The sequence below is a fragment of the Polaromonas sp. CT11-55 genome (assembly GCF_047303325.1).
Taxonomy (GTDB): Bacteria; Pseudomonadota; Gammaproteobacteria; order Burkholderiales; family Burkholderiaceae_C; genus Polaromonas.
This window is the reverse complement of sequence record NZ_JBKBEX010000046.1, coordinates 1-15,671: the sequence shown is the minus strand read 5'-3', so window position 1 is coordinate 15,671 and position 15,671 is coordinate 1. Positions and strand designations below refer to the sequence as shown.

12 protein-coding genes are annotated in these 15,671 nt (G+C 59.7%); 9 read left to right on the top strand and 3 right to left on the bottom strand.

Annotation, left to right across the window (positions count from 1 at the left end):
* Positions 1–139: 139 nt before the first annotated feature.
* Entirely contained in the window at positions 140–943 is an 804-nt protein-coding gene (locus ACEN8I_RS23625; RefSeq protein WP_413331084.1) for an IclR family transcriptional regulator, read from the bottom strand.
* Between the two features lie 151 nt (positions 944–1,094).
* On the opposite strand from ACEN8I_RS23625, the gene ACEN8I_RS23620 reads away from it, so the two are divergent.
* The 3 genes from ACEN8I_RS23620 to ACEN8I_RS23610 are packed head-to-tail and all read left to right on the top strand — an operon-like array spanning position 1,095 to position 4,451.
* Positions 1,095–2,090: a tripartite tricarboxylate transporter substrate binding protein gene (locus ACEN8I_RS23620; RefSeq protein WP_413331083.1), complete on the top strand. Its 996-nt coding sequence runs from the start codon at positions 1,095–1,097 to the stop codon at positions 2,088–2,090.
* A gap of 26 nt (positions 2,091–2,116) precedes the next feature.
* Positions 2,117–3,643: a class I adenylate-forming enzyme family protein gene (locus tag ACEN8I_RS23615; RefSeq protein ID WP_413331082.1), complete on the top strand. Its 1,527-nt coding sequence runs from the start codon at positions 2,117–2,119 to the stop codon at positions 3,641–3,643.
* A 19-nt stretch (positions 3,644–3,662) separates the two neighbouring features.
* Entirely contained in the window at positions 3,663–4,451 is a 789-nt protein-coding gene (locus ACEN8I_RS23610) for a citryl-CoA lyase (RefSeq protein WP_413331081.1), read from the top strand.
* A gap of 129 nt (positions 4,452–4,580) precedes the next feature.
* Here ACEN8I_RS23610 and ACEN8I_RS23605 read toward each other — a convergent pair whose 3' ends face one another.
* Complete coding sequence (locus ACEN8I_RS23605) at positions 4,581–8,405, bottom strand: reverse transcriptase domain-containing protein (protein ID WP_413331080.1); 3,825 nt, start codon at positions 8,403–8,405, stop codon at positions 4,581–4,583.
* Positions 8,406–8,633: 228 nt separating this feature from the next.
* Here ACEN8I_RS23605 and ACEN8I_RS23600 point away from each other — a divergent pair, with 228 nt between their 5' ends.
* Positions 8,634–10,178, top strand: coding sequence for a hypothetical protein (locus ACEN8I_RS23600; RefSeq protein WP_413331079.1), 1,545 nt, complete (start codon positions 8,634–8,636; stop codon positions 10,176–10,178).
* A gap of 55 nt (positions 10,179–10,233) precedes the next feature.
* Here ACEN8I_RS23600 and ACEN8I_RS23595 read toward each other — a convergent pair whose 3' ends face one another.
* Positions 10,234–11,013 carry an IclR family transcriptional regulator gene (locus tag ACEN8I_RS23595; RefSeq protein WP_413331078.1) on the bottom strand — a complete coding sequence of 260 codons (780 nt, stop codon included), beginning with the start codon at positions 11,011–11,013 and terminating at the stop codon, positions 10,234–10,236.
* A gap of 290 nt (positions 11,014–11,303) precedes the next feature.
* Between ACEN8I_RS23595 and ACEN8I_RS23590 the strand changes: the two genes are divergently transcribed.
* Genes ACEN8I_RS23590 through ACEN8I_RS23570 form a run of 5 tightly spaced genes read left to right on the top strand, consistent with a single transcriptional unit; the run spans position 11,304 to position 15,399 of the window.
* The gene (locus ACEN8I_RS23590; protein ID WP_413331077.1) at positions 11,304–12,314 is read left to right on the top strand and encodes a TRAP transporter substrate-binding protein; all 1,011 of its coding nucleotides are present in this window, start codon (positions 11,304–11,306) and stop codon (positions 12,312–12,314) included.
* A 28-nt stretch (positions 12,315–12,342) separates the two neighbouring features.
* Positions 12,343–12,813: a type II 3-dehydroquinate dehydratase gene (locus ACEN8I_RS23585; protein WP_413331076.1), complete on the top strand. Its 471-nt coding sequence runs from the start codon at positions 12,343–12,345 to the stop codon at positions 12,811–12,813.
* A 1-nt stretch (position 12,814) separates the two neighbouring features.
* Positions 12,815–13,387 carry a TRAP transporter small permease gene (locus tag ACEN8I_RS23580; protein ID WP_413331074.1) on the top strand — a complete coding sequence of 191 codons (573 nt, stop codon included), beginning with the start codon at positions 12,815–12,817 and terminating at the stop codon, positions 13,385–13,387.
* Complete coding sequence (locus tag ACEN8I_RS23575) at positions 13,384–14,661, top strand: TRAP transporter large permease subunit (protein WP_413331073.1); 1,278 nt, start codon at positions 13,384–13,386, stop codon at positions 14,659–14,661. The genes ACEN8I_RS23580 and ACEN8I_RS23575 overlap by 4 nt, the downstream gene beginning before the upstream one ends.
* A 33-nt stretch (positions 14,662–14,694) precedes the next feature.
* Positions 14,695–15,399, top strand: coding sequence for a hypothetical protein (locus ACEN8I_RS23570; RefSeq protein WP_413331072.1), 705 nt, complete (start codon positions 14,695–14,697; stop codon positions 15,397–15,399).
* The last annotated feature ends 272 nt before the right edge of the window (positions 15,400–15,671 follow it).

Here is a 15,671-nt window from a genome sequence, read left to right as displayed (position 1 = left end):
GGGTCGCCTTTTCTTTGCTTACGTTCTTTTGGCGAAGCAAAAGAAAGTAAGTCGCCCGCCGGGGCGAGTCCCGGCCAGCTGAACCAAGAAGAGGAAGGAGGAGGAAGAGCGCGCCCAGCCGGAGCAAGACCCGGCAGCGCTACAACCCGTCCGGCAACACCGCTACCAAAGCCTCTTTCATCCACCGAACAATCAACTGCTGCCTCGCCCGAGGCATCCTCTCCATAGTAGAAGCCACACTGATAGCAGCAGCAGGCAAACCATCCCTACCAGCCACGGCCATGCCAACGGCCAACACGCCTTCAGTAGCGTGGTTGCCAATCACAGCCCACCCCCTCTCGCGCGTGGCACGGACAAGAATCTCCATCCGCTCCGGCGTCATGCCGCCATAACGCGCCAGGCTGGGCGCGTTGGCGGCAATGACAGCCGCCGCATCTTCTTCAGGCAGGGCCGCCAGCAAAGCCAGGCCGGCGGCCCCCACGCCCAGGGGCTGGCGCGTCCCGACCTGGATGACCAGCATCTGCACCGGGTGGGTCCCCACCTGGCGTGCGATGCAGTGGGAGGCCGGGCCCTCGCGCACGATGGCAAAGGCCGCGTCGCCACACGCCTTGCTCACGCGGGCCAGCACGGGCTGCAAACGGGCCGCGAAGTCCGAGGGTGAGGGCGGCGGGGTTTGCAGCTGGGCCAGGCGTGGCCCGGCAACGTAACGAAAGCGGCCGCGTGGTGCGACATAACCCGCCTCCAGCAGCGTGGCCAGCAGGCGGTACACCGTGGCGCGTTCCAGGCCGGCTGTGCGGCACAGGTCGACCACACGCAAACCTTCGCGGCCGCTTTGCAGCACGGCGTCCAGCAGCTGCAGGCCGCGCCTCAGGGTGCGGCTGCCGCCTTCATCTGATTCGATAAGGGGTACCGGGGGTTTGGAAGCGGAAGAACGCGGGGCCATGGCATCCGACTATAAAACGTCCGCTGGCCGGACGTTTGAATTTGTGGCCCGGCTGGGCCTGGTCAAGAATTTGCCCCTGTCGCCGCTACCGCCACCGGGGCCGGCACATGCACCGCATACCGACAACAGAGACAACAGGAGACACTGCTATATGAGTTTGTTCAAAACCCCATCGCGACGGGCGGCCCTTGCCGCGCTGTTCACAGCCCTCGCCACCACCACCCTGCCCGCCAAGGCCCAAACCACCACCGCTTGGCCCACCAAACCCATCAAGCTGGTCGTCGGTTATGCGGCCGGCGGTGCGACCGATGTGATCGCGCGCATTGTCGCGGTTGAGCTTGGCAAGCAGCTGGGCCAGCCGGTGCTGGTGGACAACCGCGCGGGCGCCAACAGCAATGTGGGCGCCGAGATCGTCGCGCGTGCGCCGGCCGACGGCTACACGCTGTATGTCTACACCATTGCCAACACCATCAATGCCTCGCTCTACGACAAGCTGGGCTACGACCCGCTCAAAGACTTCGAGCCCATGGGCCTGATCGCCAAGGTGCCCAACATCCTGGTGGTGAACCCGCAGCTGCCCGTCAAGACCCTGGCCGAGTACGTGAACTTCGCCAAAACTTCGCCCAACGGCATCACCTTTGCCTCGTCCGGCAGCGGCTCGTCGATCCACCTCTCGGGCGAGCTCTTCAAGATCGCGGCCAAGGCGCCCATGCTGCATGTGCCCTACCGCGGCAGCGCGCCGGCCGTGACCGACCTGCTGGGCGGCCAGGTGCAGTCCATGTTTGACAACGCGCCCTCGGTCCTGCCGCATGTGCGCGGCGGCAAGCTGCATGCGGTCGCCATCACCAGTGCCCAGCGCTCGCCGCTGCTGCCCGATGTGCCCACCGTGGCCGAGTCGGGCTTTCCGGGTTTTGACGTGCAGTCCTGGTTCGGCATCGCCGGGCCTGCCGGCACGCCGCAGGCCGTGGTGCAGCGCGTGAACAGCGAGCTCGTCAAGCTGCTGGCCCTGCCCGAGGTGCGCCAGCGCCTGCTCAACCTCGCGGCCACGCCCGAGCCCGGCACGCCCGCGCAGATGCGCAGCTGGACGCTCTCGGAAGCCAAACGCTGGCGCGAGGTGGTCAAGCAGTCCGGCGCGCGTGCTGAATAAAACCGAGGAAAAGAAAGAACCGCCGCATGAACCCGATTGATTTTTTCTGGCGCGCCGCCCAGCGCTGGCCCGAGCACATCGCGATTGACGCGCCCGAAGGCACGCTGCGCTACGACGCGCTGGCCGCCTGGGTCTCCGCCTTCGCGGCCGCGCTGATGGAGATAGACCCCGAACCGCAAAGCCGCGTCGCGATCTGCGCCGGCAACAGCAGCGAACACATTGCCGCGCTGCTGGCCGTGCTGGCATGCGGCAAGACCTGGGTGCCGCTGAACCCCAAAAGCACAGCCCCTGAAATCCGCCGCATCATTGACGCGACCGAGCCCAGCATCCTGATCCTGGACGCCGACTGCGCGCCCCTGCTGGCGGGCGCGCCGGGCCGGCGTATTTACTGCGGCGTGGCCGGCAATGACGGCGCGCCCAGCATGGCGGCCCTCAGCGCGCGGCACGCGGGCGCGGCGCGCCCCAGCTTCACGCTGCCGCCCGAGGCGACGCAGGCCATCAAGTTCACCGGCGGCACCACGGGCCTGCCCAAGGGCGTGATGCAGACCTACCGCGCCTGGATGGCCAACATAACTAACCAGATCCATGCCTGGGGCTTTGACGAGAACGAACGTTATGTGGTGGCCGCGCCCATCACCCACGGCACCTCGACCTACTTGCTGCCCATACTGGCCCAGGGCGGCTGCCATGTGCTGCTGGCCGGCGCGGGCGCCGAGGCCGTACGCGCGGCCTTCCAGCACAAGGGCGGCACCGTGAGTTTTATGCCGCCCACGCTGGTCTACATGCTGATGGCCCTGCCCGGCGCCTCGCGCGCCGACTTCCCGAAGCTGCGCCGCCTGATCTACGGCGGCGCCCCCATGCCCCCCGAAAAAATCCGCGAGGTGCGCCGCTTCTTCGGCCCGGTGCTGGGCACCACCTACGGCCAGACCGAAGCGCCGCAGATTTTGACGGTGATGCGGCCCGAGGATTTTGAGGACGAACGCAACTGGGCCGCCGTGGGCCGCGCCACCTGGTTCAGCGACGTGGCCATCATGGCGGGTGGCCAGCTGCTGCCGCCGGGCGAGGTTGGCGAAGTCGTGGCGCGCGGCGACTTGCTGATGTCGGGCTACTGGCGCCTGCCCGGCATGACGGCCGAAACCATTGTTGAAGGCTGGCTGCACACCGGCGACCGCGGCCTCATCGACGAGCGCGGCTACCTTTACCTCAAGGACAGGCTCAAAGACCTGGTTATCACCGGCGGCTTTAATGTCTACCCGGTCGACGTGGAGAACGCCTTGGGCCAGCACCCGGCCGTGCATGAATGCGCGGTCTTCGGCATCCCAGACGACAAATGGGGCGAAGCCGTGCAGGCGGCGGTGCAGCTGCGGCCCGGCTGGCAGGCCACCCAGGCCGAACTGATTGGCTTTGTGCGCGAACGCCTGGGCCCGGTGCAGACACCCAAGATCATCCACTTCCACGACAGCCTGCCGCGCTCGCCGGTCGGCAAGGTGCTTAAAAGCGCGGTGCGTGCGCAAGCCCTTGAGGCCGCCGCCGATGCCGCAACTTCTTCTTGATGATGAAAGACCTCTTCCCATGAGCAGCACCAAACCCCAGGCCAAACCCGTTACCAGCCTGTGCACCCACACCCTTACCAGCCTGCACTACCGCAATGCCGACCTGGTGCAAGACCTGATGGGCAAAAAGACTTTTACCGAAGTGATGCTCATGCAAATCCTGAACCGCACACCCCGCGGCGTGGACCTGCGCATCACCGACGCAGTATTGATTGTGTTGATGGAACACGGCCTCACACCCAGCGCCATCTCGACCCGCCTGGTCTATATGAGCGCCCCCGAAAACCTGCAAGGGGCAGTCGCCGCCGGCCTGCTGGCCGTGGGCAGCTCCTTTGTGGGCACCATGGAAAACTGCTCAGGCCTGCTGGACCGTATCGCCGCAGCAGCCGACCCCGAAGCCGAAGCGCTCACCATCGCCCAGCATTACAAAAATCAAAAAAGCCCCATCCCCGGCTTCGGCCACCATTTACACAAACCGGTAGACCCCCGCGCCTACAAGCTGCTCGATTTGGCCCGCGCCGAACCCGAACTGGCCGGCAACAAACTACGCGCACTCGAACAACTCTCAGCCGCCGTCGATGAAGTGGCAGGCCGGCCCATCACCATCAACGCCACCGGCGCCGTCGCGGCGCTGCTCGGGGAAATTGGCGTACCCACCGCCGTGATGCGCGGCTTTGCCGTCATTTCACGCGCGGCCGGGCTGGTGGCGCATATCGTCGAGGAACAGAACAGCCCCTCGGGGCGGTTTATTTGGGAGACGGTGGAGGGGGCTGTGCCGTTTGTGGGGGTGGCGGGTCGAGGAATTTAACCTCATTCTCGACATCAGTTCATCACTTTTCCACAGTCCGGTTTTTAGCGCAATTCAGCACTCCGCAGTGGCGAGAAACCATCTGCATTTAATTTCCCCTTTATCCAAATAAGCTCATGATTCGCCAACTCATTGGCGATTTAAGCCGGCAGGAGGCGCCTTACCAACGCGCTCCGTGACCTCCATAGCAACCTTGACGCCGGGAGCCGCCGCCAACAATTTCGGACCAAAATCGTCGATCCCGATGTCGAAAACCGATATGGCGAGTTGCTCGGAACCGTGTGTGTGCGAGATCAAGCGGCGATGCTCCTTATCGTATGGAGCCTGCGCCGTCGAGCCGCCATACTCTCCTATATTTGCAATGAGAACGTGCTGGTACATGTGGTAGCGCAAAGCTGCAACCATTCCGTCGAAAGTTTTTACGTCCTTGTTCATAGCTGTCACAACATACATGTGACTCTCGTTTCGGAGATCTGCAGCTAAAGCCAAATCGGTTGCGTCATAACATATCGAACCAGTCAAACGATATGGGAGCCTAGTTGGATCATCCTCCGCATGTAATTCAATGACCACCTGATACGGTCTCCAGGAGCTTATGCCAAGTTCTGACTCCTCAGGAGTGAGGTAATACTTACCTTGATCTACCTCTACCCAAGACCTGCGTCCCGACCGTCGCTGAGGTACCAGCCATCGCGCGGCGTTCACATATTTCTTAGAGATCGGGTCTTTAGCTCCAACCAATCCATAAAAGAGCATTGCACCCGTTGCATCAGAGAAAGCGCGCATAAGATCCTGGTCCCCAACATGAATAGTCAGCTCCGGGAACACAACCAAATCGAATTGCGGCTTTAGAGAACGACCCAAAACGTAGTCGCGCACCGACAGATGCTTGCTGGCAAGATGAAGTAGCGCAGCAGTGTGGTTGCGGTGCCTTTCCCGATACCCTGCCACATCAAAGCCAGCAAGTCCGACCGAAGGATTAAAGTCGCGGTGCTGCGGCATAAGGCCTTGCACCATAGCTACTCTGAGACCTCTCTCACGATTTATAGGCCACTCAATTGGATATCTGTAAATAGGTAGGTTGCTGCTCTTGCCAAAAATCTGCTTTTGCAATTCCTCCCGTATCTGCACGTGCTTAACTAGATCGCGCCTTGTCTTTACACCAGCTGCAGTTGAGCTATCGCTGTTCGTGACCCCTGGCCAGCGGAGCAGCGCTAGTAGCAGCTCGGAAAACCACGGTGTTATTGCCGCGCTCGTGCCCCGAAGGGCCTCGGCTGTATTCGACATTCCTATGCGCCTCTTATGCCACGTGCTGCGCAGCCCCACATACCATCCGGTGTCCTCCTTAAACAACCACTGACGAGCGGTGAAGTCTGGTTCTCCAGTTGCGGCCGCCCTCAAGAGCCGGCCGATCGCGTACAGCCAAGCACTTTCACCTCGACACCATGACGGGGTTTCGTAAACCCTATCACGCACTCGTGAGCTAGGGCTTGGTCTAACTTCGAAGTCGTCAAAGCGCGGGTCATTCAAGCGCTCCCAGCTGTTACTTCTAATTTCTATATTCAATGGATTAAACAATTCCGGAGTCAAACTAGAGAAGGTTGAAGCGTCGGCAAGCTTCGCAGCCAACTTAAGAAGACCATTTTCCTGAGAGAAATGCGACATGCGTCTACTTATGACTGCTATCAACGGTATCCAACGATCCGTTGGGAGCGTATTAACCTCACTAGAGCGAGCCATCCAGTACCTACTGAGATATCGCGGTGCTATAGCGATGAGGTTTTCAATTTGTTTTCCCTTGGAGCTTATAAGTGATGAGAACAACTCGGGGTCGTTCTCTGCAATAACAATCCATGCCTTAACTATTTCGGATCTTCCAAGACTCGAGCCGAAACGCTCGAACCATGTCCTGTAGTGGGCGGCGTCACCCAGAAGCAGATAACCAACGAGAGAGACCGCCAGCTCTTCATCGACACTGACACCAAGGTCACAACGTTTCGCCTTAACAAAGGCTTCCAGTGCTCCATGTAATCGAAGTTCTTGGCCCGAACCACCAACAGGGGGATGTTTCCCCAACGTGGAAATCAGCAGACTGGCCTGCTGTCGCACATACCAAGGAACATCTGGCAGCTCCAAAACCTCATAAGCAAGGGCCGCCAGCCCCTCCCTATACGCCCCCACGTCGGAGACGGTAAAGCCAGGGTCGTCGTCGGCAGTGCGCCCTGTCTCAGTTGCGCCAGCTTTGAACATGTCAGCAAGAACGTAGTACGCGACTCGCCTCTCATATTCTTTCGCGGGATTTGACGCGCGCACTTTTGCTAGGAGCGCCTGCGACACCGGCTCCAGCAACTCTGTGCTAGGAAACAGGTCGAGCGCATACCTCAACACTTGGACAAGCGAAGGATTGACTGCCCATGCCGCAACTAGGCGCCTTGCCGCAGCTTGAAAATCATGTAACAGGCTCTCTTTGGCGGAGCTTTCCTCACCCAATTCCGCAAGGTCGGTCATGCTTCGACGCATGCGTAGAGAACGCGTCAAGCGATAAGCCGAGAAGCGAGTGAGAGTGTCGTCCCGCACCTCGAGCTTCGTCTTTGCTACAGAGGCAAGACGAAGCTCGCTTTCAGTTTCACGAGAGGCCGTCTCGTCTATGAGTCCAAGCTCTGCCAATGACAACAACCCATTCAGCCCGGCTTCAACATGTCTTAGCGCGTCCATGTCGAACGGGCCGCTCAACTGCCGCTGGAGAGTCTTCATTCGTAAGGCAGTTCGTGAGTCCCCTCCCACCTCGCTGAGTTGCTCCAACTGGGTCTTTTCCGAATTGAGCTTCAGATAAACCTCGGGAGCGTGCACCAAGGTCGTATTCCTCTTAAGAAGGCGCTGTATCCAATCGGAAATTTTTTGCGCGAGCTCCACTTCATCAACGGCTTGCTCCGTTCCAGTTGAAATCACGAGGCGCAGGTCATCCACATACCTACAGTAGTCATGCACGATGAAGGTCTGCCCCTCTATCTGCTTGCCTATCGCACGACCAACAGCACGGTCAAACTTCAATAAGTACGCATTCGCAAAAAATCCGCTTGAAACCAGGCCTTGTGGCAGCCCCGAGGGCAGCTTACTGTCCCTAAGCAAGCTAGCCAAGTCTTCATCATCATCGCGCCACCGGAAGCGTAAAGCGTTGCGAGCGCTCTCCCAGAAGGCATTGTTGGATTGTTTACGCTCCTTATTGGCGGTGGAAAAATCATCGTATTCGTCTTGAAGTCGATTGATTAACAATTCGATGTTGACGTTGTCAAAGAATGCGCTCAGGTCGAGGCTTACTATGAAAACGCCCTTAGCCTCCAGTGCCTTCGCTTGGGCGGCTAAGGCTACCGGTCTTTGGACAAATCTCTGGTAATCCTGAAAATATCGGCTGTAGGTATTCGAATTTCCCCATGGAAAACTTGCTATCAAGTGGTCACTTGACCAATTGCAATAGAGCCGATTTCCATAGCTGTAAACACCACTCGATGCAGCTTGCAGGGGCTCGAGCGAGGTATCACCTTGAGCAGATTCAATACAATCGGCTAGACACATCATCACCGCCGTCGCAACTGTTTGCTCCCGAATTCCTATGTGCGCCAATGGCCGCATTACCAGATTTTCTTGTTCGTCTCTCACGGCAGGCCCCCAACCTCCATCGCTTTTGGAGTTGAAAGTCCACATACCGTTCTTTGGCGCGGGAACCAACCACGCAGGCTCAGTCTTGAACTTTCCACTTGAAATCGATGTCGACCATTCAGCAAGTGCGCTAGGTAGGCATACAGCAGAGGTATCCAACTCTAAAGTGTCCGCGTACCAGTTGTGACGTCGAATAAATGTATGTGTCTTTTTCCAGGCTTGCGCAAGTACAACCTCATCTTGAAGCACACGTCCTTGCGGGTACAGTCTGCCAAAACTTGTATCGAAATCGCTCATTGACGCCGCCCTCCCTGCTTTATTTTGAGTAGAGTCAAGCCATTATTGAGCAATCGTCGCTATTGGCACTACGGAAAAGCCCTTTGCATCGCATCGATAGCCGGCTCTATACAGCTTCACGCAAACCTGATGCCAACCTCGCCCGGCTTTATCGACGGCTGGCAATAGGGCATTCGATGAATATCGTTTAACGGATAGAGATCAAAATCCATTCCCAAACGAGTTCCCGTGGATTGGGACCTGAGCTTTGGGTGCATAAAGGTGGATCTTTTGGCTACAGAACGAATTGAGAAGAATATTCGCAGCTTCTGGCTGGAAAGCTGCGGCATTGACACTCATCGGAGAGGCTCAGGCTTCGCTCAACTCGATACCCCTTGGAATGCATTCGACCGCGAGGATGTCCTTGTATGCACTCTATGGAGTGATCAGATCGTCCGGATATTCGATCCCGTAGAGGAACGTGATCGAAGATTTGTACGGATTGGCGGTCGAAAGAAGGCGTGGAGAGGACCAGCCATCAAACATGGACAAGAAGCAGACGAAAACCTAAAAATAGCTACAGATAAAAAGCTTCGTGTGATTGGATTCGAGGCCGAGCCTAATGCCACGGCTTTACTGAAAAATGAAAGGCGCGTTTCTCATTTTTATCTAGACCGCGCTCACGAGCTTAGACGTGTTTTTGATTTCAGCAGCCAGGAAATGCTTGAGCGGCTGAAGGTAGATTTAGCTTTTGAACAGCAAGTGAATCACAAGCGCTCAGACGAAACGTCCGCTAGTTATCTGTTTGAACTAGTAGGCATCAACTTGCCCATAGAAGCTGAACGCGAAAATGGCGGCGAGAGCGAAACATCGCTGCACATTCCGGAAGACGCATCCGCCACGGAGAGAAATGCCCTTAAGGCGGTGAGGATTCTCATTGGCCATGTCTTAGCCCAAAAGGACGACATTCTTCAACCTCTAACCTACCTAGAACTCGCTGGACGGCTAGGCCGGCGCAACAGGCATGGTAGTTACTGGGCACGGGGGTTAGGTCACGTCTTGGGCAGGGTTACGACAATGCTTGAATCCGTTCAGGCGCAGATTCCAGAGACTATCCCTTACTTGACCACAATTGTTGTTTTATCTACGGGTACTGAAATAGGACTTCCTGATGCTGGCATTCGGCATCGATGGCCAGATTACGACCAATACACACGGTTAGAAAAGGAGGCCAAAGTAACTGCTGAGTACGTTCGAATCCTGGAATTTGGACGCCACTGGAACGATGTATTGATGCACTTAGGTCTTCCGCAGATTGAACTACCGAGCACGAAAGAGGCCCCCTTCGGCACCAAAAATGGAGGTTGGGCGGGCGGTGAATCCGCAGAACACAAAGCACTCAAGCTTTTCGTGAAGGCCAATCCAGCACTTGTAGGTGCCGACTACACGTTTCGAGCCACGGATGAGTACGCACTTCGATCAGGTGACGAAATCGATGTGTTCTTCAAGTCTGAAGATCATTGGATCGGGGTCGAGGTGAAATCGTCTGTGTCCGATGGTCTTGAAAGGGACTACGAACGCGGCCTGTACCAAGTCGTGAAATATAGGGCCGTTCTCGAGGCACAAGCAATGGTTGATCATCCCGCTCAAACACCTACGGTCACTGTGTTTCTTGTCCTCGAGAACCAACTGCCTAAGAAATATAGGCCTGCGGCGAAGAGGCTCGGAATTTGTATTAAGGAGAACATCAAACCGACCACTTCTGCCACGCAGGGCATAAGTGTCCGAAAGTGATTGCCTAACGCAGTTTCTTCGTAAGCACTGTTTTCGAACGGCCAAAGTAGCTGCCCTACGCCCTCCTCTTAAACATCCCCGAAGCCCCACTAGCCGCCCGAATCTCATCAGCCGTCGCCTTCAAGGCTTCAGCCAGCTCCTCCATACGCGCCTCGGTCAACCGCACCAGCGGCCCCGCAATCGTGACCACACCAATGGCGCCCGTGGGTGACAGCACCGGCGCGGCCATGGCCGTCATGGAGGGGGCGAACACTTCGTTGATCATGCTGAAGCCGCGTTTGCGCGCGGTCTGGATATAGGTCAGCAGCGCCTTGACGGTGGTGGGGGCCTTGGGGCCGAAGTCTTTGGGTTGGCCGAAGCCTTGTTTGGCGACCAGGCTTAAAGCTTCCTCATCGCTCATGGTGGATAGCCAGGCGTGGCCGGCTGCGCTGCAGGACAGGCGCACCGACAGGCCCATGTCGGGGTCGTAGCGCAGGCCGCGGCGGGCGCCCTGGGCTTTGGCGACGAAGGTGAGTTCGTCGCCGTCGACCACGGCCAGGCGCACCAGTTCGCCGGATTCTTCGGCCAGGTGGTCCAGCAGGGGCTGCGCCACGTCGACCACGCCCGAGGCGCTCAAGAAACCCAAACCGAGTGAGACCAGCTTCATGGTGAGCACGTACTCACCCTGCTCGCGCACCTGGCGCGCATAACCGCAGCGGCACAGCTCGGCCAGCAGGCGGTGCGTGGCGCTCAGAGGCATGTTCAAGGTGGCCGCGATGGTGGAGACGGTCATGCCCTCAGGGTGGGCGGCGAGTTGCTCCAGGGTGTTAAAGCTTCTTTCCAGCAGGTTGCTCATGGTGTGGGACTCTTTGGCTTGACGGTGTTTGGGCTCTGCGGTGCGCCGGGCCGGGCGCTTCCTGGGGGATTGGCCTGGGCCCTCTATATATATGTGGGTTTGGTCCATTGGGCCATGGCCTGAAGCGGGTCGCAAATCAATAATGGTAATGGTTTTCCATAATGGAAAGACTTTCCATTTCACGAATATGATGCCTTCGGCCTGCAGCCTGTGCTGCGGCAACGGACACCAGCGACATCGCCAGTCCCCCTGACAGCAGCCCCCAGGCACCACCCCAAAAGGACCTCACCATGCACGTTCGCCGCAGAACACTCACCCTTGTTGCCGCCCTGATGGCCGCGGCCATGCCCGCCCTGGCCCAGGACATCCAGGAACGCACCATCAAGTTCGGCCACCTGAACAACCCCGACCACCCGACCAGCCTGGGCGTGCGCAAGTTCGCCGAGATCGTCGCCGCCAAGAGCGGCGGCAAGATCAAGGTGCAGGAATTCGCGGCCTCGCAGCTCGGCAACGAGCTGCAGCAGCAGTCGGCGCTGCAGGGCGGCGTGCAGGAAATGCTGGTGGCCTCGACGACGTCGCTGAACGGCATCGTCAAGGAATTCGGCCTGCTCGACTTCCCCTTCCTGTTTGCCAATGCGAAACAGGCCGACGCGCTGGTCGACGGCCCGCTGGGCAAGATGCTGACCGCCAAACTGCCTGAAAAAGGCGTGATCGTGCTGGGCTTCTTCGACCTGGGCTTTCGCAACGTCACCAACAGCAAGCGTCCCATCATGAAGGGCGCCGACCTGGAGGGCCTGAAACTGCGCGTGATCCCGAACCCGGTGTTCCTGGAAACCTTCAAGACCTTCAAGGCCAACCCGGTGCCTATGCCCTTTGCCGAGCTGTACGGCGCGCTCGAGAGCAAGGCCGTGGACGGCCAGGAAAACCCCTTCGCGGTGATCGCCTCGAGCAAGTTCTACGAGGTGCAGAAGTACGTGAGCGGCACCAACCACGTCTACGCGACCAACCCTATCCAGATCAGCAAGCGCTTCTGGGACAAGCTCTCGCCGACGGAGCACAAGATCCTGCAGGACGCCGCCATCGAAGCCCAAAACTGGCAGCGCGTGGTCAGCCGTGAAGTCTCGGCCAAGGCCCTGGGCGAGCTGACGGCCAAGGGCATGGTCTACAACGACCTTCCGCCCGCCGAGCTGGCCAAGATGCGCGCCGACGTGCGTCCCGTCTACGACAAGTTCTCCGCCGCCTATGACCCGGCCGTCGTGACGCTCTTCAAGTCCGAACTGGAACGGGTGTCGAAGTTCTGATGGTGAAGTTCTGAAAGCCCTGAGCCCCATGAAAATACTTGTCCTCCACGGGCCGAACCTGAACCTGTTCGGCCGCCGCGAACCCCACATCTACGGCACGACGACGCTCGCGCAGATCGACGCCATGCTGGCAACACTGGCCGGTGAGCTGGGCGTGACGCTGGAGACCATTCAGTCGAACCATGAAGGGGCGCTGATTGATTTCCTGCACCAGCACATCGACACGGCGCAGGGCGCGCTGGTCAACCCCGCCGGGCTCACGCAGCATGGCGTGCCGCTGCATGACGCGATCAAGGCCATGCCTTTCCCGGTGGTCGAGGTGCACATGTCCAACCTCGCGACACGCGAGCCCTGGCGCCACCACTCCATCATCTCGCCGGCCGTGAAGGGAACGATCCAGGGCTTCGGCCCGCGCTCCTACCTGCAGGGCCTTAGGGTCGTGACCGATATCGCGCGCGAAGCGCAGGCCCCTTCGCAGGCCGTTATCGCGCACAACTGACATGGACACCTTCGTCGACAAGGCCTGCAAGGGCATCGAGTTCCTGATCGCGCTCGGCCTGGCCATCATGGTCGTGCTGGTGTTCGGCAACGTCGTGCTGCGCTACGGCTTCAACTCGGGCATCACGGTGTCCGAAGAAGTGTCGCGCTGGCTCTTTATCTGGGGCACCTTCCTCGGCGCCCTGGTGGCGCTGCGTGAACATGGCCACCTGGGCATGGACATGGTGGTGGGGCAACTGCCGGTCATCGGCAAGAAGATCTGCCTCATCGTCGGCCATGTGCTGATGATTTTCATCGTGGTGCTGCTGGCCATGGGCAGTTGGGAGCAGGTCAAGATCAACTGGGACGTGACGGCGCCGACGACCGGCTGGAGCATGTCCATCGTCTACCTCTCGGGCCTGGTGTTCGGCGTGCTGGCCTGCGGCCTGCTGCTGCTGGATTTGTGGAAGGTGGTTACCGGCCGGCTATCGGATGATGAACTGGTCATGGTTCAGGAGTCGGAAGAGGCGGTGCAGCTCAAGCAGGTGCTGGACGACGCGCGCCAGACGGACAACACCGCGGGAGCACGGCCATGACCATCTTCATTTTTATCGGCTCGCTGCTGGCCGCCATGGCCCTGGGCATTCCCATCGCGTTTGCGCTGCTGGCCAGCGGTGTCGCCCTGATGTGGCACCTGCAGCTGTTCGATGCGCAGATCCTGGCGCAGAACCTGGTCGGGGGTGCCGACAGCTTTCCGCTGCTGGCCGTACCCTTCTTCATGCTGGCCGGCGAGATCATGAACGTCGGCGGCCTGTCGCGCCGCATTGTCGACCTGGCGCTGGCGCTGGTCGGCCACGTCAAGGGAGGGCTGGGCTACGTGACCATCATGGCGGGCTGCCTGCTGTCGGCGCTGTCGGGCTCGGCCGTGGCCGACGCGGCCGCGCTCACCGCCTTGCTGCTGCCGATGATGGTCAAGGCCGGGCACGACAAGAAGCGCGCCGGCGGCCTGATCGCCTCCGTGGGCGTGATCGGCCCGGTGATCCCGCCCAGCATCGGGCTGGTGATCTTCGGCGTGGCGGCCAATGTGTCTATCTCCAAGCTCTTCTTCGCGGCCGTGGTGCCGGGCCTGCTGATAGGCGGCGCGCTCTGGATCACCTGGGCCTGGCTGGTGCGGCGCGAGGCCATCGTGCCGCCGCCGCGCAAGAGCGGCGCCGAGATCATGAAGGCCTTTCGCGACGCCACCTGGGCGCTGATCCTGCCGGTCATCATCCTGGTCGGCCTGCGCATGGGGGTGTTCACGCCAACCGAGGCGGCCGTGGTGGCCGCCGTCTACGCGCTGTTCGTCTCCACCGTCATTTACCGCGAGCTCAAGCTCTCGCAGCTCTACGGCGTGTTCGTCGCCTCGGCCAAGACCAGCGCCATCGTGATGTTTTTGATCGCCGCGGCCATGGTCAGCGCCTGGCTGATCACCGTCGCCAACCTGCCGGGCATGGTGGTGGACCTGCTCAAGCCCTTCATGGGCAGCCCCATTTTGCTGATGGCGGCGATCATGGTGCTGGTGATGCTGGTGGGCACGGCGATGGACATGACACCCACCATCCTGATCCTGACGCCGGTGCTGATGCCCGTGGTCAAGGCCGCGGGCATAGACCCGGTCTACTTCGGTGTGCTGTTCATCATCAACAACTCGATCGGGCTGGTGACGCCGCCGGTGGGCACGGTGCTCAACGTGGTGGCGGGTGTCGGCAAGATCAGCATGGACGACGTCACCAAGGGTGTCATCCCGTTCATGATCGCCGAGTTCGCGGTGATGTTTTTGATGGTGGTGTTCCCCAAGCTGGTCACGGTTCCGGCAAGCTGGTTCTACTGAGGCTCTACTGAAGTTCTGCGGAGGTTCGACGAGATGGCACTTTTGGGCAATGCTGCGGTCGCCATGTGGTGGGACATCCTGCCCGCGCAACGCGAGGAGTTCCAGGAGTGGCACTCCCGCGAACACTTTCCCGAACGCATGGGCATTGACGGCTTTCTGCGCGGCTCACGCTGGACCCACGTTGACGGAGGAAACGGTTTTTTTGTGATGTATGAGCTGGCATCGTATGAAACCCTCACCTCGGCCGGCTACCTGCAAAGCCTGAACAACCCGACGCCATGGTCGTCGAAGATGATGCCGCACCACCTGAACATGGTGCGCAGCCAGTGCCAGCTGCTGGGCAGTTTTGGCGCCGGACTGGGCAAGGCGATGCTGACGATCCGCCTGTCACCCGCAGGCGGCCAGGCAGGGCCTTTGCAGGCCTGGCTGGAAAACCGGCTGGCCCACCTGGCAGAAAGCAGAGGCATCGTCGGGGCACACTTGCTTCAAACCAGAACGCCGGAAGCAGCGATGACACAAGAGCAAAAAATCCGCGGCGGCGATGCCGTCGCCGACTGGATTGTTTTGCTGTCGTCTTACGAGACGGAGGTTTTGGAACTCGCCCAGGCGGACGAGCTGTCGCCGCAGCGGCTCACGGCCGCAGGGGCGCTTGCGGGCATGACGCATGGCGTCTATGCGCTTTCGTTTTCTTTGGGGAAACATGAGTTGAAATCTCTCGGCCCTTTTCGTCCGGCCTGAGGGGTCGAAGATGCTTTGTAGGTTTGGGTTTTGATGTTTGTTTAGGTTCCGGAGCCGGGGTTGTCCCAGCGGGGTGCTCCCCTCTGACTCCTGCTGGCCGGGGTTGCCCGGCGGCAACTCACTTTTCTTTGCTTCGCCAAAGAAAAGTAAGCAAAAGAAAGGCGACCCGCAGTCTGGGTCCCCTGCGCTTCGCTACGGGGCAACCTGCGGTGCTCGAGCCAAGCGGGGTCAAAAACAACTCGCTTCGCTCAAACACGTTTTTGCCCTGATCC

What these genes read in the sequence shown, in the direction of transcription:
- ACEN8I_RS23625 (WP_413331084.1), bottom strand. Translation starts at nt 943, where the DNA reads ATGGCCCCGCGTTCTTCCGCTTCCAAACCCCCGGTACCCCTTATCGAA.
- ACEN8I_RS23620 (WP_413331083.1), top strand. Translation starts at nt 1,095, where the DNA reads ATGAGTTTGTTCAAAACCCCATCGCGACGGGCGGCCCTTGCCGCGCTG.
- ACEN8I_RS23615 (WP_413331082.1), top strand. Translation starts at nt 2,117, where the DNA reads ATGAACCCGATTGATTTTTTCTGGCGCGCCGCCCAGCGCTGGCCCGAG.
- ACEN8I_RS23610 (WP_413331081.1), top strand. Translation starts at nt 3,663, where the DNA reads ATGAGCAGCACCAAACCCCAGGCCAAACCCGTTACCAGCCTGTGCACC.
- ACEN8I_RS23605 (WP_413331080.1), bottom strand. Translation starts at nt 8,405, where the DNA reads ATGAGCGATTTCGATACAAGTTTTGGCAGACTGTACCCGCAAGGACGT.
- ACEN8I_RS23595 (WP_413331078.1), bottom strand. Translation starts at nt 11,013, where the DNA reads ATGAGCAACCTGCTGGAAAGAAGCTTTAACACCCTGGAGCAACTCGCC.
- ACEN8I_RS23590 (WP_413331077.1), top strand. Translation starts at nt 11,304, where the DNA reads ATGCACGTTCGCCGCAGAACACTCACCCTTGTTGCCGCCCTGATGGCC.
- ACEN8I_RS23585 (WP_413331076.1), top strand. Translation starts at nt 12,343, where the DNA reads ATGAAAATACTTGTCCTCCACGGGCCGAACCTGAACCTGTTCGGCCGC.
- ACEN8I_RS23580 (WP_413331074.1), top strand. Translation starts at nt 12,815, where the DNA reads ATGGACACCTTCGTCGACAAGGCCTGCAAGGGCATCGAGTTCCTGATC.
- ACEN8I_RS23575 (WP_413331073.1), top strand. Translation starts at nt 13,384, where the DNA reads ATGACCATCTTCATTTTTATCGGCTCGCTGCTGGCCGCCATGGCCCTG.
- ACEN8I_RS23570 (WP_413331072.1), top strand. Translation starts at nt 14,695, where the DNA reads ATGGCACTTTTGGGCAATGCTGCGGTCGCCATGTGGTGGGACATCCTG.